This window comes from Leifsonia sp. RCC_180 (assembly GCF_058138205.1).
Window position 1 is genome coordinate 3,730,484 of record NZ_CP200340.1, and the last position, 21,128, is coordinate 3,751,611.

Consider the following 21,128-nt stretch of genomic DNA (forward strand, 5'->3'; position numbering starts at 1 on the left):
CCCATGCTGGCACATCGGCTCGCGGCGCGGTGGCCCCCGTCCACAGGGCACGTAATGCTTTCATTCAAGCTGGTAGCAGGCTGCTCCATTACGCTGGTCATGTCACTTCACGGCCCGAGGCCGCTCGAGAGGGGTTCAGGGAACTTCGCACATGACTAGTCGCATCCTGGTTGTCGACGACGACACCGCGCTTGCGGAGATGATCGGCATCGTGCTGCGCACCGAGGGATACGACCCGGTCTTCTGCGAAGACGGTGCGCAGGCGGTCGAGACGTTCCGCTCGGCGAAGCCCGACCTGGTGCTGCTCGACCTCATGCTCCCGGGCATGGACGGTATCGAGGTGTGCGGCCGGATCCGCGCAGAGTCCGGCACTCCGATCATCATGCTGACCGCCAAGTCCGACACCGCCGACGTCGTCAAGGGCCTAGAGTCCGGTGCGGACGACTACATGGTCAAGCCGTTCAACCCGAAAGAGCTGGTCGCGCGCATCCGCACCCGGCTCCGCCCCACACCGGCCGCTCCGCCGTCCGACGAGCTGACGGTCGGCGACCTCATCGTCGACGTCGCCGGCCACGAGGTCCGCCGGGGCGAGAGCCGCATCGCACTGACGCCGCTGGAGTTCGACCTCCTGCTCGCCCTCGCCTCCAAGCCGCAGCAGGTCTTCACCCGCGAGATGCTGCTGGAGCAGGTCTGGGGTTACCACTACAAAGCCGACACCCGCCTGGTGAACGTGCACGTCCAGCGCCTGCGCGCGAAGGTGGAGCAGGATCCGGACAACCCGAAGATCGTCATGACCGTGCGCGGGGTCGGCTACCGCGCCGGCGCTGCAGCCTGACCGGCGGAGCCTCGGATGCGCTGGTGGCCGACGCGGGACGGGTGGCGGCAGGCGCCGTCCCGTCTGGCGCGCCTGTGGCGCACTTCGCTGCAACTCCGCACGGTGGCGATCACGCTGCTCCTCACTGGCGTCGCCATCCTCGTCACAGGCGTCTACATGTCCCTCAGCATCAGCAACGACCTCTACCAGTCGCGCCTCGATCAGGCGCTGCGCGACTCCAGCCGCGCCACCACCACCGCGCAGTCGACGCTGAACGCCTCCGACGTCTCCTCCGGGGATGCGGGCAAGAACCTGCTGAACACCGTGCTCCAGAGCGTCCAGGCCTCCACCTCCAGCCGGCTGGTCGCCGCGTACCGCGTCCCGGGGCAGGACACCGGCATCCTGGCTCCGCCCGATCGCGGCAGCCCCGCCATCAACTCGGTCATCTCGCCTGAGCTGCGTGAGAAGGTGCAGAAAGGCGGAGCGAAGCAGTACTACCAGTCCGTGGCGCTCCCGTCCGCAGGCGACACCGACCCCGGGATCGTCGTCGGCTCGCAGCTGATCCTCCCGTCCTACGGCAAGTACGAGCTCTACATCGGGTACAACCTGCGCGACTCCGAGAACACGCTGCTGTTCGTCCAGAACACGCTGCTGCTCGCAGGTCTCGCTCTCATCCTCCTGATCGGCGCGATCACCTGGGTCATCGTCCGGTTCGTCGTTGAGCCGATCCGCGTCGCCGCGCGCACCAGCGAGCGGCTCGCAGCGGGTGACCTGGCGGTGCGCATCCCGGAGCGTGGTGAGGACGTCTTCGCGTCGCTCGCGCGGTCCTTCAACGGGATGGCGGACAGCCTGCAGAGCCAGATCAACCAGCTGGCGACCCTGTCGCAACTCCAGCAGCGCTTCGTCTCGGACGTGTCGCACGAGCTGCGCACCCCGCTCACCACCATCCGCCTCGCCGGCGACGTGATCTACGACCAGCGGGAGGGATTCGCGCCCGCGACCGCGCGGACGGCCGAGCTGTTGCACACACAGATCGAACGCTTCGACCGGCTGCTCTCGGACCTCTTGGAGATCAGTCGCTACGACGCGGGCTCCGTCGTGCTCGACGCCGAGCCGACGAACCTGGTCCGGCTCGCCGAGGACTGCATCGAGGAGCTCCGGGCGCTGTCCGAGCAGAACGGGTCCGAGCTCACGCTCGACGCCCCCGGCGGCTACTTCGATGTCCCGATGGACCCTCGGCGCATCCGCCGCGTCGTGCGCAACCTCATCGGCAACGCGATCGAGCACGGCGACGGCAAGCCGGTCGTCGTCACAGTCGACAGCAACGAGAGCGCGGTGGCGTTGACGGTGCGTGACTACGGGATCGGCATCGATCCGCAGGACACCGGCCACGTCTTCGACCGGTTCTGGCGGGCCGACCCGTCGCGCAAGCGCACCCTCGGCGGGACGGGGCTGGGCCTCGCCATCTCCCTGGAGGACGCCACGCTCCACTCCGGCTGGCTGCAGGTCTGGTCGGCGCCTGGCGCCGGATCCTGCTTCCGCCTCACGCTGCCGCGAGTCGCCGGCCGCGAGATCACCGCTTCGCCGCTTCCGCTGCCGCCCGCGGATGCCGGAGCGACCGAGCCGCACGCCACCGGCGCACCGACCGGAAGGGAGGCGCACGCATGACGCATCGCAGAACATCCCGCGCCTCGCTGCGCACCTCGTTCCGGGCTCGGACCGCGGTGGCCGCGCTGACCGCGCTGCTGCTGACGGCGCTCGCCGCGTGCGCGAGCATCCCCGACTCCGGCCCTGTCCGCCAGGGCGCGCCGGTCGCGCAGGTCAACGACCCGCTCGACCTGGACTTCAACCCGTCGAAGCCCGAGAAGGGCGCGAGCCAGCAGCGGATCGTGCAGGGCTTCATCGACGCGGCCTCCAGCCCGAAGAACAACTTCGCCATCGCCCGTGAATACTTGACGCGGTCGATGGCGGCGAACTGGAACCCGGATGAGTCCGTCACCGTCGACGACGGGCGCAATCGCAGCTACGACGACCAGGGCACGCTCTGGCGGGTGGATGTGACTCCGGTCGCGAACGTGGACGCCGTCGGCAGCTATCACCCCGTGGGGAGCACCGCCCCCGTCGGCCTGAACTATCAGCTCGTCCGCGAGAACGGCGAGTGGCGGATCTCGGTCGCGCCGAACGGCGTCGTGATCGACGACCCCACCTTCCGTGCCGTCTACACCCAGCAGACGCTCTACTTCTACAGCCCCGGCTACGCCTACCTCGTCCCGGACGCCCGCTGGTTCCCGGCCCGGGTCGCGTCCGCGGCGACACGGGTGGCGAACGCGGTGCTGGCAGGTCCCGCGCCCTGGTTGAACGGCGCGGTGACGACCGCGTTCCCGAAGGGCACGCAGCTGGTCGTGCCGTCCGTGACGACCTCCGGCGGCGTGGCCCAGGTCGACCTCAGTTCGGAGGCGTCCCAGGCCGATCCGACGCAGCTGCAGCGGATGCAGTACCAGCTCGAGCAGTCCCTCGGCAGTCTCGCCCAGAGTGTGCAATTGTCGATCGAGGGCAACGTCCAGCAGGTGCCCTCGCTCAGCACCGCGGCGCTTCCAGTCCGGAATCCGTCGGTCGACTCGCACGCCTTCGTCGCCCGCGGCGATGTCTTCGGGCCGCTCGAGGGCGATACGGTGACGAGCCTCGGCGGAATCGGCGACAAGGTCGCGGCGCTGCATCCCACGGCGGTCACGCTGAGCGCATCCCACGACCAGGCGGCCCTGCTCTCGCAGGAGGGCGTCTACTCGGTCCGGAAGAGTGGCGACCCGGTCCGGGTGGATGCACGGTCAGGACTCATCGGGCCGTCGCTGGATGCGAACGGCTGGGTGTGGTCGGTGCCCGCTGGGTCGCCGAATGCGGTGCAGGTCGCCGGTGCAGGCGGGGGAGACGCGCACCTGCTGACCGCCGGGTGGCCTAATGCGACCTCGATCCTGTCGCTCACCGTGTCGCGCGACGGCACCCGCCTCGCCGCACTGCTCAAGACGACGACCGGGTACTCGTTGATGGCGTCCGGGATCGTCCGGGGCGGCAACGCGGCTCCGACCGCGCTCACCGAACCGATCGAGCTCGCCGTTCCGAGTTCGGCGCCGCGCTCCGCGGCCTGGACCAGCGATCTCACGATTGCCGTGCTCAGCGCGACGAACGGCGAGGCGACGAGTATCGCGCAGCAGACGGTCGGCGGTGTGCAGACGACCACGTCCGGCCCCGCCAGCGGCCGGACGATCGTCGGGGCAGCGGGCCTGGCGCCGTACGTCGTGCTCAGCGACGACGGCACACTGCTCGCCCCGACGGGCACCGGATGGCAGGCGCAGCTCGACAAGGTGACGGCCGTCGCCGTGCAGCAGGGTCAGCCTTAGCCGTCCACAACCGCGCCTGACGCGCGATTCTCCACCGATCCCGCGGTGCCGGGCTCACCGGCACCTGGCGCCCGGGATGCTCGGAGCATGACAGCACACACCCTGGTCCGTGAATCCCTGCTCGACGCTGCGGCGATCATCCTCCCCGTCCGATGCGCCGGCTGCAGGCGCCCCGACCGATCCCTCTGCGACGAGTGTGAGGCGGAGCTGCGGCCGGTCGCCAGGGTGGAGGCCGTGGGCGAGATCCCCGTGTGGTCGGCTCTGGCGTACGAGGGGGTCGCCCGGCGCGTGCTCCTCGCGTACAAGGACGGTGGGCGAGTGGATGTGGCGCGCGCCCTCGCCCGAGCGCTGCGCTGCTCGGTCGCCGAGGCGCAGCGGCAGGTTGCGCGCGAGGCGAGGCCAGGGGAAGCGGACGAGGCGAGCCCCGGCCGGGCGGCGCTTCTCCCCGTGCTCATCCCGTCGACCCGCGCCGCCTGGCGGCACCGCGGATACCATCCGACGCGATCGGTGCTCGCACGGGCGCACATCCTGGTCCCGCCGCTCTGGCGTGCGCTGCGCCTGTCGCGGCAGACGGCCGACCAGGCGGGGCTCTCGGTGGCGGAACGCTCGGGCAATCGGCAGGGGAGCTTCGTGGCCTCGCCACGACTGGCCGGTCGCGAGTGTCTGATCGTCGATGACATCATCACCTCCGGCGCGACGGTCCTCGAGGCGTCGCGCGCGATCCGGGCGGTCGGGGGCAGGGTGGCGGGCGTCGCCGCCATCGCCCGGACGCCGCTCCGCGGTGGTGCAGACGCACGGGGAGTGCTCAGGAGACCCACCGAGGATGCCGTGCGTTTTCGGGTTACGTAACCGGGGCGACCGCACTACGGTTGTCGAAAAGGCGCGACTGAAGCCCTTCGTGATCCCGGGCGGTCGTCGCGCCGGATCAGGGAGGTTTCCATGGACATCAACATCATCGGACGCAACCTGGGCATCACTGATCGCTTTCGGGAGTACGTCACCGAGAAATCCGAGAAGGTGGCGCACCTGGCCGAGAGGGCGATCTCGTTCGAGATCAAGGTCAGCAGGCACAACGAGAAGCTGGGCACCCAGAACGGCGACGATCGCGTCGAGCTGACGCTGGTCGGCCCGCGGGCAGTGGTCAGATCCGAGGCGACGGGGACGGACAAGTACGCCGCCTTCGACATCGCGCTCGGCAAGCTGCTGGAGCGGGTGCGCCGCGCGAAGGACCGCCGCAAGGTCCACCGCGGGCAGCACAGGCCCACCTCGTTGCGTGAGGCGAGCACCGACGGCTTCAGCGCCGTCGGCCTGGCGGCGGCTCCCGTCGCTGTGCTCGACCAGGTCCGCACCGGCTCGACGCCGGTCCCATCCGATGAAACGGAGCAGCCGGCGGAGACGGAAGAGGAATACAGCCCCGTCGTGATCCGCAAGAAGGTGTTCGCTTCCGTACCGATGACCGTGGACGACGCGCTCTACTACATGGAGCTCGTCGGTCATGACTTCTATCTGTTCGTCGACCAGGAGACCAAGCGGCCGAGCGTCGTCTACCGGCGCAAAGGATGGGACTACGGCGTGATCTCGCTCGACGAGGACGCTGAGGAGCTGCAGGAGGTGGCGACCGCCGCCCGGAAGCTCGGCTGACCGCGTCGGCCGCGAGCACCAGCGCCGATGGCGGCCGCCCGGGCGGCGGTCGCCATCGGCGCACTCCGTTGCGTACTCATGGAGGACGCAGGTCCCTCCCAGGCTGTACGGGCCGCATGCAGGGGCTGAACAAGTAGCATGTCTCTAGCGTCGGCGGAGTGTGCCGTCCGGCGCGCGTCCGCAGGGGCGCCGGGCCCACGGCCCGACCGAGCGTAAGTGGAGTGCATCAGTGGCCTCAGTTCTTGAAAAGGTCCTCCGTGTCGGCGAGGGCCGTACCCTCCGTCGACTGGAGGCGTACGCGAAGGCGGTCAACGCCCTCGAAGACGACTTCAGCGAACTCACCGACGAGGAACTCGCGCACGAGACCGTCGAGTTGCGGGAGCGTTACGGCAACGGCGAGTCGCTCGACGACCTCCTCCCGGAGGCCTTCGCGGCGGTCCGCGAGGCGGCCAAGCGGACCCTCGGCATGCGTCACTTCGACGTCCAGATGATGGGCGGCGCGGCGCTGCACCTCGGCAACATCGCCGAGATGAAGACCGGTGAGGGCAAGACCCTCGTCGCGACGACGGCGGCGTACCTGAACGCCATCGCCAGCCGCGGCGTCCACGTCATCACGGTCAACGACTACCTGGCGAGCTACCAGTCCGAGCTGATGGGCCGCGTCTACCGCGCGCTCGGCATGACGACCGGTGTCATCCTGGCCGGCCAGACGCCGGAGGAGCGCCGTGAGCAGTACGCGGCCGACATCACCTACGGCACCAACAACGAGTTCGGCTTCGACTACCTGCGCGACAACATGGCGTGGCAGGCGAGCGACATGGTCCAGCGCGGACACTTCTTCGCGATCGTCGACGAGGTCGACTCGATCCTCATCGACGAGGCCAGGACCCCGTTGATCATCTCCGGGCCGTCCTCCGGCGAGGCGAACCGCTGGTTCAACGAGTTCGCCAACCTCGCCAAGCGCCTCACCCCCGACGTCGACTACGAAGTGGATGAGAAGAAGCGCACCGTCGGCGTGCTCGAGCCGGGCATCGAGAAGGTCGAGGACTACCTCGGCATCGACAACCTGTACGAGTCGGCGAACACCCCGCTGATCTCCTTCCTCAACAATGCCATCAAGGCGAACGCGCTGTTCAAGCGCGACAAGGACTACGTCGTCATGAACGGCGAGGTGCTGATCGTCGACGAGCACACCGGCCGCATCCTGGTCGGTCGCCGCTACAACGAGGGCATCCACCAGGCGATCGAGGCGAAAGAGGGTGTCGAGGTCAAGGCCGAGAACCAGACGCTCGCCACCGTGACCCTGCAGAACTACTTCCGCCTCTACAAGAAGCTGTCCGGCATGACCGGTACGGCCGAGACCGAGGCCGCCGAGTTCATGAGCACGTACAAGCTCGGCGTCGTCGCCATCCCGACGAACAAGCCGATGCAGCGCATCGACCAGTCGGATCTCGTCTACAAGAACGAGAAGGCCAAGTTCGACCAGGTTGTCGAAGACATCGTCAAGCGGCACGAGAAGGGCCAGCCGGTGCTGGTCGGAACGACCTCGGTCGAGAAGAGCGAGTACCTCTCGCGACTGCTCGCCAAGAAGGGCGTGCGCCACGAGGTGCTGAACGCGAAGAACCACGCCCGTGAGGCCGCGATCGTGGCCCAGGCGGGCCGCCTCGGCGCCGTCACCGTCGCCACCAACATGGCCGGCCGCGGTACGGACGTCATGCTCGGCGGCAACTCCGAGTTCATCGCGGTCGCCGAGATGAACGCGCGCGGACTCTCGCCGGTGGAGACCCCGGACGAGTACGAAGCCGCCTGGGACGACGTGTTCAACGCGGTCAAGGCCCAGGTCGCGGAAGAGGCCGAGAAGGTCGTCGCCGCGGGTGGTCTCTACGTGCTCGGGACCGAGCGTCACGAGTCACGCCGCATCGACAACCAGCTGCGCGGTCGCTCCGGACGTCAGGGGGACCCCGGCGAGAGCCGCTTCTACCTGTCCCTGACCGACGACCTCATGCGCCTGTTCAACTCCGGCGCGGCCGAGAGCCTGATGGGCCGCAGCAGCGTCCCCGACGACATGGCGATCGAGTCCAAGGTCGTCAGCCGTGCCATCCGCAGCGCACAGTCGCAGGTGGAGGCCCGGAACGCCGAGATCCGCAAGAACGTCCTGAAGTACGACGACGTCCTCAACCGCCAGCGCGAAGCGATCTACAGCGACCGCCGTCACGTTCTGGAGGGCGACGACCTGCACGAGCGCGTGCAGCAGTTCCTCACCGACGTGATCGACGACATCCTCGACCAGCACACCGGCGAGGGAAGCGGCGATGACTGGGACTTCGACGCGCTGTGGGCGGAGCTGAAGACGCTGTACCCGATCGGCGTGAGCATCGACGAGGTCATTTCGGAGGCCGGCAACAAGGGCAAGATCAACCGCGAGTTCATGCGTCGCGAGATCATGTCCGACGCCCGTATCGCCTACCAGCGGCGCGAGGAGTCGCTCGGTGCTCCGGCGATGCGCGAACTGGAGCGCCGCGTGGTGCTCTCCGTGATCGACCGCCGCTGGCGCGACCACCTCTACGAGATGGACTACCTCAAGGACGGCATCGGCCTGCGTGCCATGGCGCAGCGCGACCCGCTGGTCGAGTACCAGCGCGAGGGCTACGCCATGTTCCAGCAGATGATGGGCGCCATTCGCGAGGAGACCATCGGCTTCCTGTTCAACCTGGAGGTCGAGGTCAACCAGGCGCCGGGCGAGGTCGAGTCTCCCGCGGTCGCCGCGAAGGGATTGGCACGCGGCGAGGGCGACACCCGACTGAGCTACTCGGCCCCGGCCGAGCAGGGCGGCGTCGAGGTGCGCAACCAGCGCGGTCAGCTGGAGCAGGCGGCCACCGCCCGCGCCCAGCGTGCGCAGGAGCAGCAGGCGCAGCCGGCGGCACAGGCCGCACCGCCCGCCCAGGGAGCCACTCAGCGCGGCGCCTTCGGGCAGCGTGTGGACTCCGACGAGGCGGCCCCGGTCAACCGTGCCGAGCGCCGCGCTCAGGCCAAGAAGCGCTGAGCGCTACACCAACGACCGCAGCAGCGGATACGACGACGGAACGGCGGCCCCTGAGGGCCGCCGTTTCTCGTCTGCGAGCCGTCCTCGCAGGACGTTGATCGCCGCCGCGCGCCAGCGCGCCCGGTGACGCTCGAGACGGATGGCGACCGCGCGCGACCGCCCGGGTTGATGCACCAGGACGACCGCCTCCACGACGCCTTCAGAGGGGAAGCTGAGCAGGGGATCCCCGATCCGCATGCGCGGACGCAGCACCTCCTCCACCGAGGTGGCGCGCGCGTGCGAGGTCAGCATGGTGCGGCGGAGCAAGTGAACGTAGACCGAATCCGTCACCCAACGCCCGATCTGGTCGAGTGAGCGAGCACCGGCCAGGATCTCGACGACGGAGCGTGCCAGGTTGGAGCAGAGCGTCGCGGGGTTCGGGTCCCCGGTCTCGGTGAGCTCCGTGACCGTCCCTGGCCTGCCGGCCGGGGGTCGGGCGTCATCGTGATCGGGGCTGTGCCACGGCGTCGGCAGCGGAGAGACGGCCGCGGATGAGGCGGCGGGAGCGAGAGCGTGATGGTCCATGATTCCTCCTGGAGACGGTGTGTCGGTGGCCCGTGATGAAATAGAGCTGTGATATGTACGATGCCTTACCCAAGCACTTCGCCGCCAACCGGACCAGGGCACGAACGCTGTGTGGATAACTCGGGGACGCTCTGAGACGCCCCTTTAGGATGGGAAGGTGTCAACGCTCAGCGATCTCGTCCACGCCCACGGCCGTTCCTCGGAAGAGGACGTCGAGTGGCTGCACGGGCTCGTCGGCGACTGGCAGCTGCTCGCCGACCTCGCGTTCGCCGACATCGTGCTGTGGGTCCCGACGGCCGATGACGACTACGTAGCGGTGGCCCACGCACGTCCGTCGTCTGCGGCGACCCTGTTCTACCGCGACTTCGTCGGGCAGCGCATCAAGCCCGAGTGGCGGCAGCAGGTGACCGACGCGTACCGGTCCAAGCAGATCATCGACACGTCGGCGCCCGACTGGTACGAGGAGACCCCGACGCGCGTGCGCGCAGTCCCGGTCATCCGCCGCCTCTCCGTTCACTCGCCCGAGACCGCGGACGAGCCGGTTGCCGTGATCACCAGGCACACCAACCTGAGCGAGGCGCGCACGCCCAGCCGCCAGGAGCTGACGTTCAACGAGTGCGCGAACGACCTCTTCAACATGATCGCGACCGGCGACTTCCCAGACCTCGGGGCGCCCGCCGCACCGCGACGGGGCGCACCGCGTGCAGCCGACGGCCTCATCCGGCTCGACGTCGACGGCACGACCACGTTCGCTAGCCCCAACGCCCTCAGCGCCTTCAACAGGATGGGCTTCACCGGAGAGCTAGAGGGGGAGTCGCTGGCGACCGTGACGATCGGGCTGCTCGCCGGCACCATCATCGCCGACGAGTCGCTGCCGCTCGTGGTCACCGGTCGCGCGCCCTGGCGCACCGACATCGAGGCCCGCGGCGTCACGGTGTCCCTGCGGGCCATCCCGATCCGCAATCGCGGCGAACGGGTCGGCGCCATCGTGCTCTGCCGCGACGTCTCGGAGCAGCGCCACCAGGAGCGCGAGCTCATCACGAAAGACGCGACGATCCGCGAGATCCACCATCGCGTGAAGAACAACCTCCAGACCGTGGCGTCGCTGTTGCGCATCCAGTCGCGGCGAACGCACTCAGAGGAGGCGAGGGAGGCCCTCAGCCAGGCGATGCGGCGGGTGGCGGCCATCGCCGTCGTCCACGACACCCTCTCGACCGGCCTGGCGCAGATCGTCGACTTCGATGACGTGTTCGACCGCGTGCTGCTGCTCGTGGCGGAGGTCGCCGCGAGTCACACCACGACGGTGCACCCCAAGAAGTCCGGAACGTTCGGCAAGCTGCCGTCCGAGTATGCGACGCCGCTGGCGCTGGCGCTCACCGAGCTTGTCACCAACGCCGTCGAGCACGGACTCGCAGGCCGCGAGGGTCAGGTGGAGATCGTCGCGAACCGCTCGGAGGAGTCGCTGACCGTGAAGGTGGTCGACAACGGTTCCGGCCTGCCCGAGGGGAAAGTGGGTTCGGGACTCGGCACCCAGATCGTCCGCACGCTCATCCAGGGCGAGCTCGGCGGCGCCATCGACTGGCACACCATGATGGGCCAGGGCACCGAGGTGACCATCGAGGTCCCGCTGCGCTACCTCACCAAGATCTGAACACGAAAACAGCCGAGGGGCGCTCGATGCTAGGTGTGTGAGCGCCGCCTCGGCGGTGTCGTGCGCGATCCGAACGGATCGCCGACGGGTGGAGCGGGTGGTGACGGGGTGGTGCGTCAGGACGCGCGGCGTGCGCGCGCAGCGCGACGCTTGAGGGCGCGTCGCTCGTCTTCGGAGAGTCCGCCCCACACGCCCGAGTCCTGACCGGTCTCGAGTGCGTACTGCAGGCAGATCTCGGTAACGGTGCAGCGTGCGCAGACCGCCTTGGCCTTGTCGATCTGGTCGACAGCAGGACCGGTGTTGCCAACCGGGAAGAAAAGCTCGGGGTCCGCGGTGAGGCAGGCGGCTTTGTCGCGCCAATCCATGAAGATGTGCTCCTTGTTTACTGGGGTTCCTGACCTGAGGTGGCCATAGAATGCAGATAAGCAGTCGAGTGACAGGGTGCTTAGATCCGTGGGGAATCAGACCTGCCCACGACCCTGTGAGCGTTAACTCGACCGTTGAACATGCTCCCATAGCGGTTATTCCGAATCAATAGTTTTGTATGGGATAACGCTGAGAACACGAGCCGGAAACGTCAGGATGCTATAGTGCCCGACCCCCAGAATGCCCCCGGGCGCACCCCATCCATGCAGCCGGAAGCATCCGCGCGTCCTGTCCTTCTCCTCGTGCTCAGCGTCATCCTGGCGCTCGAAGCTCTGCTGGTCGCAGCACTCGCCGTATGGCTGCTCGTCGATCTGCTGACGCAGACGCCCCAGTCGTACGCCTCCGCCGTCGCCATCGTCGTGCTGGCATTCGTGGCCGCCGCATGGGTGATCGCGACCTTGGTGGGCCTCCTTCGACGACGGGGATGGGCGCGCGCGTCGACGTTCACCATCCAGATCCTCCAGCTCGCGGTCGCGGTGGGATGCTTCCAAGGCCTCTACGCGCAACCGGGCCTGGGCTGGGCGCTCCTGATTCCGGCCGTCCTCGCGGGGGTGCTGGCCGTCTCACCGCCGGTGGTGCGGGCCACGGCGCGCAACACTGAGGATCGCAACACAGAGCAACACGAATAGGCGCCGGATGGGAACAAGTCCGAGACTCGGATGGTTATGTCCGACATCGTGACTGATATCTCCACACAGACCTCCACCGCGCCCGCAACTCCCGAGGTCCTCGACCGTGCCCGCGAAGGCTGGGAGGCCTGGCGCGCCGGCCGCCTTCAGGCGGTGACCGCTGCCACCGGCAACCTCGCTCTGATCGAGACACGCTGGCTGGCGCCCGGCGACACGACGACGCCCGAGGAGGCCCTGGCCGGGCTTCCGGCGACCGTGACGGCGACGGAACTCTCCCGCCGCAGCCTGGAGACCGGCGAGACCGAGCGCGGCATCCGCCTCTGGGACGCCGAGTCGCCCGCGATCCGCGAGTTCGAGCGCATCGACGTCTTCCCGTTCGATCCGAGCTGGGTCATCGAGGCGACGTTCACACCCGTCAGCGACGACCGCACCATCCCGTTCGAGCACATCCGGGACAACGGCCTGACGCGCGAACTGGTCGTGCCGGGCGACATCACCTTCGAGCGCGACGGTGTCGAGTACACCCTCAGCGCCTTCGACGACGACGGGACGCTGCTGCTCGTCTTCGGTGACCCGACCAACGGTGCCGACGGGCCTGACGGCACCTACGCGTCCGGTCGCTTCCTGTTCGTGGAGCACGCCGACGATCATGTCGTCCTCGACTTCAACCGGGCCTTCGTGCCGCCGTGCGGGTTCTCGGACCAGTACAACTGTCCGCTGCCGCCGCGCAACAACCGTTTCCCCGTCGCGGTCACCGCAGGGGAGAAGCGCGTTACGTTCCGCAGCGGCGCCCAGCACTGAGCCAGGCTTCGCGCCCGAGCTCCACCCACCCTTCACCCCCACAGCACTGGAGAACCACCGTGAGAAAGACTTCCCTGTTCGCGACGCTTGCGATCGGCCTGGCCTCGGCCCTGGCGCTCGCCGGCTGCGCGGGCGCATCCTCGTCGTCCGCCGGCGGCGGCGACGCGACCATCGCGATCGGCTCGCTGTACGAGCCGGTCAACCTGGACAACACCGCGGGCGGAGGTCAGGGCGTCACGGAGGCGCTCAACGGCAACGTCTACGAGGGCCTGTTCAAGCTGACCGACGACGGCAAGGTCGAGCCGCTGCTCGCCACGAAGTACACCACCAGCGAGGACGGCCTCACTTACACGTTCACCCTGCGTGACGGCGTGAAGTTCCACTCGGGCAAGGCCCTCACCAGTGCAGATGTGAAGCGCAGCATCGAGCGGGTCACCGCGAAGGACTCGCAGTCGGCCCGCAAGTCGCAGCTCGCCGTGATCTCCTCCATCGACACCCCGAACGACAAGACGGTCACGATCAACCTGTCGTCGCGGTCGATCTCGCTGCCGTACAACCTCAGCTACGTCTGGATCTACGGCCCGGGAACCTCCTCCTACAAGACCAAGGAGGACGGCACGGGCCCGTACACGCTGGGTACCTGGAAGCGCGGCAGCTCGCTCAGCCTCGAGCGCTGGAGCGGCTACTGGGGCGACCAGGCCAAGAACAAGGAGGTGGAGTTCGACTACTTCACCGACGCGTCCGCTCTCTCGAACGCGCTGCAGACCAAGCAGGTCGACATCGTGACGAGCATCCAGAGCCCGGATGCGCTGTCCACATTCAAGGGGAACAAGGACTTCACCGTCTCCGACGGCAAGTCGACGACGAAGGAGCTCCTGGCCTTCAACGACAAGGTGGCGCCCTTCGACAAGGTCGAGGTCCGCAAGGCCGTGTACTCGGCCATCGACACGAAGAAGCTGCTGAACTCCATCTGGGGCGACTACGGCTCGCTCATCGGCTCGATGGTGCCGCCGAGCGACCCCTGGTACGAGAACCTCACGAAGGTGAACCCGTACGACGTGAACCTGGCGAAGAAGGAGCTGGCCGAGGCCGGCCTCCCGGACGGCTTCAGCTTCACGCTCGACACCCCGACGTACGACCCGCACCCCGCCGTGGCCGAGTTCCTGAAGAGCGAACTCGCCAAGATCGGCGTGACCGTGAAGATCAACTCGATCTCGGCGGACGAGTGGTACACGAAGGTGTTCACCAACCACGACTTCCAGGCGACCCTGCAGGAGCACGTCAACGACCGAGACGTGGTCTGGTACGGAAACCCCGACTTCTACTGGGGCTACGACAACCCGCAGGTGACGAAGTGGGTGGCGGAGGCCGAGCAGTCGAGCACGACCGCCGAGCAGACCGCGAAGCTGAAGCTGGTGAACGAGCAGATCGCAAAGGATGCGGCCAGCGCCTGGCTGTACCTCTACCCGCAGATCGTCGTGGCCGACAGCAGCGTGACCGGATACCCGGTGAACGGCCTGAACTCGCAGTTCTTCGCCTACGACATCGTGAAGAAGTAGCACTTCTCCACAACCACCTGAACTCTCCACACCCGGGATGCTCGCCGGAGCCGACCGCTCCGGCGAGCATTTACGCTGATTGGACCATGGCTACTTACCTCCTGCGTCGCACCGCGTTCCTCGTGGTGTCGCTGCTGCTGGCCATGGTGGTGCTGTTCTTCCTCCTGCGGGTGCTCCCCGGAGACCCGTCGAACGCCCTGCTCTCGGTCGGCGCGACGAAGGAGCAGATCGCGGCGGCGCAGCGGCAGGTGGGGAGCGATCAGCCGATCCTGCAGCAGTTCTTCTCCTGGTTCGGCAGCCTGCTCTCGCTGAACCTGGGGGAGTCGTTCATCAGCTCGCTGCCCGTGGGCCCAGAGATCGCCGCGCGGCTGTCCGTGACGATTCCGCTCACCCTGCTGTCGTTCGTCCTCGCGCTCGTGCTCGCGCTCCCGATCGGGTTCGTGGCGGCCTGGAAGGCGGACCGCTGGTACGGCGTGGTGCTCTCCGCGTTCTCGCAATTGGGGATCGCCGTGCCGGTGTTCTGGGTCGGCATCCTGCTGGTGGATGTGTTCGCGATCACGCTGGGCTGGTTCCCGTCGGGCGGGTTCCCGCGTGACGACTGGGCCGATCCCGCGTCGGCGCTGACCTCGCTGGCGCTTCCGGTGGTGACCATCGCGATCGTGATGAGCGCGTCGATCTCCCGCTACGTGCGTAGCGCGACGCTGGATGTGATCGGCAGCGACTACCTGCGCAACGCCCGCGCGCTCGGGTCGGGATTCGGCCGGGCGATGTGGCGGCACGGTCTCCGGAACGGCGCTGTGCCGGTCATCTCCATTCTCGGCATCGAGCTGGCGACCACCTTCCTCGGTGCGGTCGTCGTGGAGAGCGTGTTCACGCTTCCCGGGCTGGGGAGCATGCTGCTGAAGGCGATCGAGCAGCACGACTACCCCAACATCCAGGGCATCCTGTTCGTCTCCACCCTGCTGGTGTTGATCGTCGGCTTCCTCGCAGACATCGCCCAGCGTCTCGTCGACCCGCGGCTGCGCCGCAGTATTTCGGGGAACGTATGAGCGCGATCGTGCAGCAGGCGACGGAGGCCGTCGCGCCCGAGCCGGCCGGGCGCGCTGGCGGGCGGCGGCGCCGGCGTTCCGTGACGCTGGGCATCGGGCTCACCCTCGTGGGTCTCATCGTCCTCATCGCCGCGGTGTCGTTCGTCTGGCTGCCCTACGCCCAGGCCGACACGTCCGGCACGCGCCTCGAGCAGCCGAGCGCCGCCCACTGGCTGGGGACCGATCGCTTCGGCCGCGATCTGACCACCCAGCTGATGATCGGCGCCAGGATCGCGCTCGCCGTCGGGCTCGGCTCGGTGGCGATCGGCGCGGTGATCGGCGTGACACTCGGGCTTCACGCGGCATTCGCGACGAAGTGGCTCGACGACACCCTCTCGGCCGTGCTCGACATCCTGATCGCGTTTCCGACGCTCCTTCTCGCCATGCTGATCGTCGCCGCGCAGGGCGCCTCCCTCGGCACGGCGATCGTCGCCATCGGGCTCGCGATGTCGGCCGTGGTCGCCCGGCTCACCCGGGTGCTGGCCAAGCGCGTGCTCGGGCAGCAGTACGTCACTGCGGCGAGAACCTCGGGCACCTCGTGGGCGGGAGTGATCGCCCGGCACATCCTGCCGAACATCTGGCCGACCCTCAGCGTCAACCTGGCACTGCAGTTCGGGGTCGCCGTGCTGGCGGAGGCGAGCCTGTCCTACCTCGGGCTCGGCGCGCCCCCACCGAACGCCTCGTGGGGCCGGCTGCTGCAGGAGGCCCAGGGCACGGTGTCGACGGCTCCCGTCGGCGCGATCGCACCGGGTGTCGCCCTCGTCGTCCTGGTGATCGGGGTCAATCTGATCGCCGACGGCCTAAGGGATGTGGCGGATCCGACGCGAAGGAGGTCGCGATGAGCGCCGCAACGGACGCTCAGGGCGTCCTGGGAGTGGAGAATCTGTCCGTCGCCACCCGGGACGGCGTCCCGCTCGTCGACGGTGTCTCATTCCGGCTGGCGCCGGGGGAGCGCGTGGCCCTGATCGGCGAGTCCGGGTCGGGAAAGTCTTTGACGTCGTTCGCGCTCACAGGTCTCCTGCCGGAGGGGCTCGCGGCATCCGGCAGTGTCGTGCTCGACGGTGTGCAGGTCGTCGGGGCGCGGGAGCGCGATCTCGTCCCGCTGCGCGGGCGCGTCGCATCCACCGTCTTCCAGGAGCCGCTGACCGCCCTCGATCCGCTGATGCGGGTGGGGCAGCAGGTCGCGGAGCCCCTGCGGCGGCACCTCGGGCTGCGGGGTGACGACCTCCGGCGGGCCGTGCGGGAGGCGCTCACCGAGGTGGGCCTGCCGGAGCCGGACCGCATCGCCCGCGCGTACTCGTGGGAGATCTCCGGCGGCCAGCGTCAGCGCGTCGCGATCGCCGCCGCGCTCGCGTGCCGCCCGCGTCTGCTGATCGCCGACGAGCCGACGACCGCCCTGGATGTGACCGTGCAGGCCGACGTGCTTGCCCTGCTGGAGAAGCTCGTGGCGGAGCGCAGCATGGCGCTGCTGTTCGTCAGCCACGACCTCGCGGTGGTCTCGCGCATGGCGCAGCGGGCGCTCGTGCTCCGCCAGGGTCGCGTGGTGGAGGAGGGGCCGATCGCACGCCTCCTGGCGGCGCCACAGGACCCGTACACGGCCGAACTTGTGCGCAGCGCCCGCCAACTGGATGCTGCCCTGGAGGTCTCATGACGCCGCTCCTCGAACTCCGCGGGGCCGGTTTCCGGTACCGCCGCGCGGCGGCCACAGCGCTCGACGACGTCTCGTTCGCCGTCGAGGAGGGCCAGAGCCTCGGGCTCGTCGGTGAGTCGGGCGCGGGCAAGACCACGGCTCTCTCGCTCCTCCTCGGGCTCACGCGCCCGACGAGCGGCGAGGTGCTCTTCGACGGCCGGCCGCTCGACCCGCGCGATCGCGCCCAGGTCCGCACCTTCCGTCGAAGCGTCCAACCCGTGTTCCAGGACCCGTACTCCTCCCTCGACCCACGGCAGAACATCGCCCGGATCGTCGGAGAGCCGCTGGCCTCGCTCGGCATCGCGAGCGGCGCCGACGCCCGGGACCGCGTCGCCCGGGCGCTGGAGGCCGTCGCGCTCCCGGCGGATGCCGGGCGACGGTACCCGCACGAGTTCTCCGGCGGTCAGCGTCAGCGCATCGCGATCGCCCGCGCCATCGTCTCCCGTCCACGCGTGCTGCTCGCCGACGAGCCGGTCAGCGCCCTGGATGTGACCACACGCATCCAGATCATGGACCTTCTCGCCGAGCTCGCGAGTGCCGAGGGCATGACCGTGGTGATGGTCTCTCACGACCTCAGCGTGGTGGCCTCGTTGTGCGCCCAGACCGTCGTGCTGCAGGGCGGACGCGTCGTCGAGCAGGGGCCGACACGAGAGGTGCTCGGCGCGCCGCGCGAGGCGTACACGCGCCGGCTGCTCGCCTCTGTGCCGCGACTGCCCGCCTAGGCGACGATCGCTAGCCGTCGATCCCTACGCGTCGATCCCGAGCTTCTTCCGCAGCATCTCGACGTGACCCGTCGCCTTCACGTTGTAGAGCGGCAGGCGGAGGGAGCCGTCCGGATCCACCACGAAGGTGGAGCGAATGACGCCCTCGACAGTCTTGCCGTACAGCTTCTTCTCGCCGTAGGCGCCGTACGCCTGATGCACCGCGAGGTCCTGGTCCGACAGCAGCGGGAAATTGAGGCCCTCCTGCTCCTGGAACTCCTTGTTGCGCGCGGGCGCATCCTTCGAGATCCCGATCACCTGGTAGCCGGCCGACTTCAGGGAGTTGAGGTTGTCGCGGAAGTCGCACGCCTCCGTGGTGCACCCCGGGGTCATCGCCGCGGGGTAGAAGTACACGATCACGTTCTTGCCGGCGAAGTCGCCGAGCGACACCGCATTGCCGTCCTGGTCGGTCAGGCTGAACGCGGGAGCCTGCTCGCCCGCCTCGAGTCGCACATCAGTCATGTCCTCATCCTCGCATCCTCAGGGCTCCGCCGGGCCGCGGCAGCAGTCGTCAGCACCAACCGTCAGCACCAACCGTCAGCGGGCGAACGTCGCCAGCAGCCGCTGCAGGGAGTCGAGCCGTGCCCGCCCCGTCTCGCCGAGCTTGCCCTCCTCGACCGCTTCGATGATGGCGCAGTCGGGCGCATCCGGCAGGTGCGTGCAGCCGCGCGGGCAGTTCTCGGCGATCTCGGCCAGGTCGGTGAAGGCCTTCAGGATGCTGTCGGTGTTGACGTGCCCCAGCCCGAACGATCGGACCCCCGGCGTGTCGATGACCCAACCGTGGCGGCCCCGGTCGTCCTCGACGCGCAGGGACACGGTCGACGACGACGTGTGGCGTCCGCGGCCGGTCACCTCGTTGACGTGCCCAGTCGCGCGCTTCGCACCGGGGACGAGCGCGTTGACCAGTGTCGATTTGCCGACACCTGAGTGCCCGACGACGACTGTGTCGTGCCCGACGAGGGCGTCCTTGATCTCGGCGATGGGGATGTCGTCCTCGCGGCTGGTGAACACCGGCAGGTCGAGCCCCGCGAAGTTGGAGAGGAACGGCGCAGGGTCGGCGAGGTCGGTCTTGGTGACGCACAGCATGGGCTCGATCCCTGCGTCGTACGCGGCGACGAGGTAGCGGTCGACCAGTCGGGTGCGCGGCTCGGGGTTGGCCGCCGCGACGACGATGAGCATCTGGTCGGCGTTGGCGACCACGATGCGCTCCACCTCGTCCGTGTCGTCGGCGCTGCGCCGCAGCAGGGTCTTCCGCGGCTCGACGCGCACGATGCGGGCGAGAGTGCCCGTCTCACCCGTTGTGTCGCCGACGACGGCGACACGGTCGCCGGTCACGATCGGGTTGCGTCGCAGCTCGCTGGCTCGGGCGGCCGTGAGAGCGTGCTCCTCGTCGGTGTCCTCGTCGAGGAGCACCGTATAGCGGCCCCGGTCGACGCCCAGCACCCGGGCGATGACGGCGTCAGCGTGCTCGGGGCGCGTCTTGGTCCGCGGGCGATTGCCCTTCGGGTTGGGGCGGCTCCGGATGCTGGACTCGTCGTAGAGATCGAGTTCGTCCTCGTCGTCTTGCCCGTCGTCCCACCACGATCCGGAGTTGTCAGACACTCTGGGAGGTCCCGTTCTGCACCATCCGCATCCAGAGTTCGGTGAACTGCGGCAGTGTCTTTGCGGTGGTGGCGACGTTTTCGATCTCGACGCCCGGAACCACCAGCCCGACGATCGCGCCGGCCGTCGCCATCCGGTGGTCCTCGTAGCTGCGCCAGACGCCGCCGTGGAGCGGCTGCGGCTCGATCCGCAGGCCGTCCGCCAGCTCCGTGACGCGGCCGCCGAGCCCGTTGATCTCGGCGGCGAGGGCTGCGAGCCGGTCCGTCTCATGGTGGCGGATGTGCCCGATCCCCGTGATCTCGCTGGGGCCGTCGGCCAGTGCGGCGATCGCGACGAGTGCGGGGGCGAGCTCGCCGCCCGTGGAGAGGTCGAGCAGGACGCCGCTCGGTCGTTCGGGCCCGCTCACCGTGAGCCGGTCACCGTCGCGGGTGACGGTCGCGCCGAACAGCGGGAGCAGGTCGGCGAGGTCCGCGCCCACCTGAGTGGTCGCCGACGGCCAGCCGGTGATGGTGACCGTGCCGCCGGTGACAACGGCGGCCGCCAGGAACGGCGCCGCGTTGGAGAGGTCCGGTTCGATGTCCACATCGCGCGCGGCGATGGTGCCAGGGGAGACGGTCCAGCGGCCCGTCTCGGGCGATTCGACGCTCACACCGCGGGCGGCGAGGGCCGCCACGGTCATTTCGATGTGGGGGAGGCTGGGCAGGCGCTCGCCCGAGTGGGTGAGATCGAGGCCATTCTCGAAGCGGCTGGCGGAGAGCAGCAGGGCGCTGACGAACTGACTGGAGCTGGACGCATCCACCTCGATCGCGCCTCCCGCGACCGTCCCCGTGCCATGGACGGTGAAGGGCAGGGATCCGCGGCCGTCGTCGTTCACATCCACGCCCAGGGCGCGGAGGGCCGTGATGATCGCGCCCATCGGGCGGCCTCGTGCCGAGTCGTCGGCGTCGAACATCGTCGGCCCGAGCGCGAGGCCCGCGATCGGCGGGACGAAGCGCATGACAGTGCCCGCCTGACCGCACTCGATCGTGGTGCTGCCGAGCAGCTCCTCCGCGGGCGTCACCAGCAGGTCCGCGCCGAACTCACCGCCGCCCGGACGCTCCTCGACGCGGACGCCCAACGCGCGCAGAGCCTCCACCATGTTGGCGGTGTCGCGTGAGTGCAGAGGGGCGCGCAGGAGCGAAGGGCCGTCGGCGAGAGCCGCGAGCACGAGCTCTCGCGCGGTCAACGACTTCGACCCGGGAAGCGAGACGGTCGCCGTCACAGGGGCGTCCGCGACCGGTGCGGGCCACAGCGTGTTCGGCTCGTCGGCCCGGTTGTCGCCGTACGGATCGAAGTCCGGAGCGGAATATTTCGAGATCAGCATTGTTGTCAAGATTATCCGTGTTCCCGGTATGAGGAAGGATCCACCCGTGGCCGCCACCGCCGTACTCGACGCACCTCGCGTCTCGAGCCGACGGTTCGCCG

Annotated in this window: 19 protein-coding genes; 14 read left to right on the forward strand and 5 right to left on the reverse strand. The window is 68.8% G+C overall.

Features of this window, described 5'->3' with window-relative positions:
• Window positions 1-151: 151 nt before the first annotated feature.
• From mtrA to secA, 6 genes are all read left to right on the forward strand, one after another.
• The gene (gene mtrA / locus AB7E03_RS18285; protein ID WP_441783881.1) at window positions 152-835 is read left to right on the forward strand and encodes an MtrAB system response regulator MtrA; all 684 of its coding nucleotides are present in this window, start codon (window positions 152-154) and stop codon (window positions 833-835) included.
• 15 nt (window positions 836-850) lie between these two features.
• The gene (gene mtrB / locus AB7E03_RS18290; protein ID WP_489942730.1) at window positions 851-2,482 is read left to right on the forward strand and encodes an MtrAB system histidine kinase MtrB; all 1,632 of its coding nucleotides are present in this window, start codon (window positions 851-853) and stop codon (window positions 2,480-2,482) included.
• A complete protein-coding gene (locus tag AB7E03_RS18295; RefSeq protein ID WP_489942731.1) occupies window positions 2,479-4,209 on the forward strand; it encodes an LpqB family beta-propeller domain-containing protein in 1,731 nt (576 codons plus the stop codon). The genes mtrB and AB7E03_RS18295 overlap by 4 nt, the downstream gene beginning before the upstream one ends.
• Before the next feature lie 87 nt (window positions 4,210-4,296).
• A complete protein-coding gene (locus AB7E03_RS18300) occupies window positions 4,297-5,058 on the forward strand; it encodes a ComF family protein (RefSeq protein ID WP_489942732.1) in 762 nt (253 codons plus the stop codon).
• Between the two features lie 90 nt (window positions 5,059-5,148).
• A complete protein-coding gene (gene hpf / locus AB7E03_RS18305; RefSeq protein ID WP_489942733.1) occupies window positions 5,149-5,850 on the forward strand; it encodes a ribosome hibernation-promoting factor, HPF/YfiA family in 702 nt (233 codons plus the stop codon).
• A gap of 229 nt (window positions 5,851-6,079) precedes the next feature.
• A complete protein-coding gene (gene secA, locus AB7E03_RS18310) occupies window positions 6,080-8,893 on the forward strand; it encodes a preprotein translocase subunit SecA (protein ID WP_489942734.1) in 2,814 nt (937 codons plus the stop codon).
• Window positions 8,894-8,896: 3 nt separating this feature from the next.
• On the opposite strand, the gene AB7E03_RS18315 is transcribed toward secA, so the two are convergent.
• Window positions 8,897-9,457, reverse strand: coding sequence for an Rv3235 family protein (locus AB7E03_RS18315; RefSeq protein WP_489942735.1), 561 nt, complete (start codon window positions 9,455-9,457; stop codon window positions 8,897-8,899).
• A 157-nt stretch (window positions 9,458-9,614) separates the two neighbouring features.
• On the opposite strand from AB7E03_RS18315, the gene AB7E03_RS18320 reads away from it, so the two are divergent.
• A complete protein-coding gene (locus tag AB7E03_RS18320; protein WP_489942736.1) occupies window positions 9,615-11,108 on the forward strand; it encodes a sensor histidine kinase in 1,494 nt (497 codons plus the stop codon).
• 116 nt (window positions 11,109-11,224) lie between these two features.
• Here the strand turns inward: AB7E03_RS18320 and AB7E03_RS18325 are convergent, their stop codons facing one another.
• On the reverse strand, window positions 11,225-11,473 hold the full coding sequence (locus AB7E03_RS18325) for a WhiB family transcriptional regulator (RefSeq protein ID WP_018190103.1): 249 nt from the start codon (window positions 11,471-11,473) through the stop codon (window positions 11,225-11,227).
• A gap of 225 nt (window positions 11,474-11,698) precedes the next feature.
• Between AB7E03_RS18325 and AB7E03_RS18330 the strand changes: the two genes are divergently transcribed.
• The 7 genes from AB7E03_RS18330 (at window position 11,699) to AB7E03_RS18360 (ending at window position 18,023) form a co-directional block, all read left to right on the forward strand.
• Window positions 11,699-12,163 (forward strand): hypothetical protein, encoded by a 465-nt coding sequence (locus AB7E03_RS18330; protein WP_489942737.1) that lies wholly within the window; start codon window positions 11,699-11,701, stop codon window positions 12,161-12,163.
• Window positions 12,164-12,199: 36 nt separating this feature from the next.
• Window positions 12,200-12,964, forward strand: coding sequence for a DUF1684 domain-containing protein (locus tag AB7E03_RS18335; RefSeq protein WP_489942738.1), 765 nt, complete (start codon window positions 12,200-12,202; stop codon window positions 12,962-12,964).
• A gap of 59 nt (window positions 12,965-13,023) precedes the next feature.
• Window positions 13,024-14,523 (forward strand): ABC transporter substrate-binding protein, encoded by a 1,500-nt coding sequence (locus AB7E03_RS18340; protein WP_489942739.1) that lies wholly within the window; start codon window positions 13,024-13,026, stop codon window positions 14,521-14,523.
• An 86-nt stretch (window positions 14,524-14,609) separates the two neighbouring features.
• Complete coding sequence (locus AB7E03_RS18345; RefSeq protein WP_489942740.1) at window positions 14,610-15,572, forward strand: ABC transporter permease; 963 nt, start codon at window positions 14,610-14,612, stop codon at window positions 15,570-15,572.
• Window positions 15,569-16,453 (forward strand): ABC transporter permease, encoded by an 885-nt coding sequence (locus AB7E03_RS18350; RefSeq protein ID WP_489942741.1) that lies wholly within the window; start codon window positions 15,569-15,571, stop codon window positions 16,451-16,453. Before AB7E03_RS18345 ends, AB7E03_RS18350 begins: the two co-directional genes overlap by 4 nt.
• Entirely contained in the window at window positions 16,450-17,262 is an 813-nt protein-coding gene (locus AB7E03_RS18355) for an ATP-binding cassette domain-containing protein (RefSeq protein ID WP_489942742.1), read from the forward strand. Before AB7E03_RS18350 ends, AB7E03_RS18355 begins: the two co-directional genes overlap by 4 nt.
• Window positions 17,259-18,023, forward strand: coding sequence for an ABC transporter ATP-binding protein (locus tag AB7E03_RS18360; RefSeq protein ID WP_489942743.1), 765 nt, complete (start codon window positions 17,259-17,261; stop codon window positions 18,021-18,023). Before AB7E03_RS18355 ends, AB7E03_RS18360 begins: the two co-directional genes overlap by 4 nt.
• A gap of 24 nt (window positions 18,024-18,047) precedes the next feature.
• Here the strand turns inward: AB7E03_RS18360 and bcp are convergent, their stop codons facing one another.
• The 3 genes from bcp to aroA all read right to left on the reverse strand — a co-directional run bounded on the left by bcp (window position 18,048) and on the right by aroA (window position 21,027).
• Window positions 18,048-18,524, reverse strand: a complete 477-nt coding sequence (gene bcp, locus AB7E03_RS18365; protein ID WP_489942744.1) for a thioredoxin-dependent thiol peroxidase — start codon at window positions 18,522-18,524, stop codon at window positions 18,048-18,050.
• A gap of 75 nt (window positions 18,525-18,599) precedes the next feature.
• A complete protein-coding gene (gene rsgA / locus AB7E03_RS18370; RefSeq protein WP_489942745.1) occupies window positions 18,600-19,664 on the reverse strand; it encodes a ribosome small subunit-dependent GTPase A in 1,065 nt (354 codons plus the stop codon).
• Window positions 19,657-21,027 carry a 3-phosphoshikimate 1-carboxyvinyltransferase gene (gene aroA / locus AB7E03_RS18375; protein WP_489942746.1) on the reverse strand — a complete coding sequence of 457 codons (1,371 nt, stop codon included), beginning with the start codon at window positions 21,025-21,027 and terminating at the stop codon, window positions 19,657-19,659. Before aroA ends, rsgA begins: the two co-directional genes overlap by 8 nt.
• Between the last annotated feature and the right edge of the window lie 101 nt (window positions 21,028-21,128).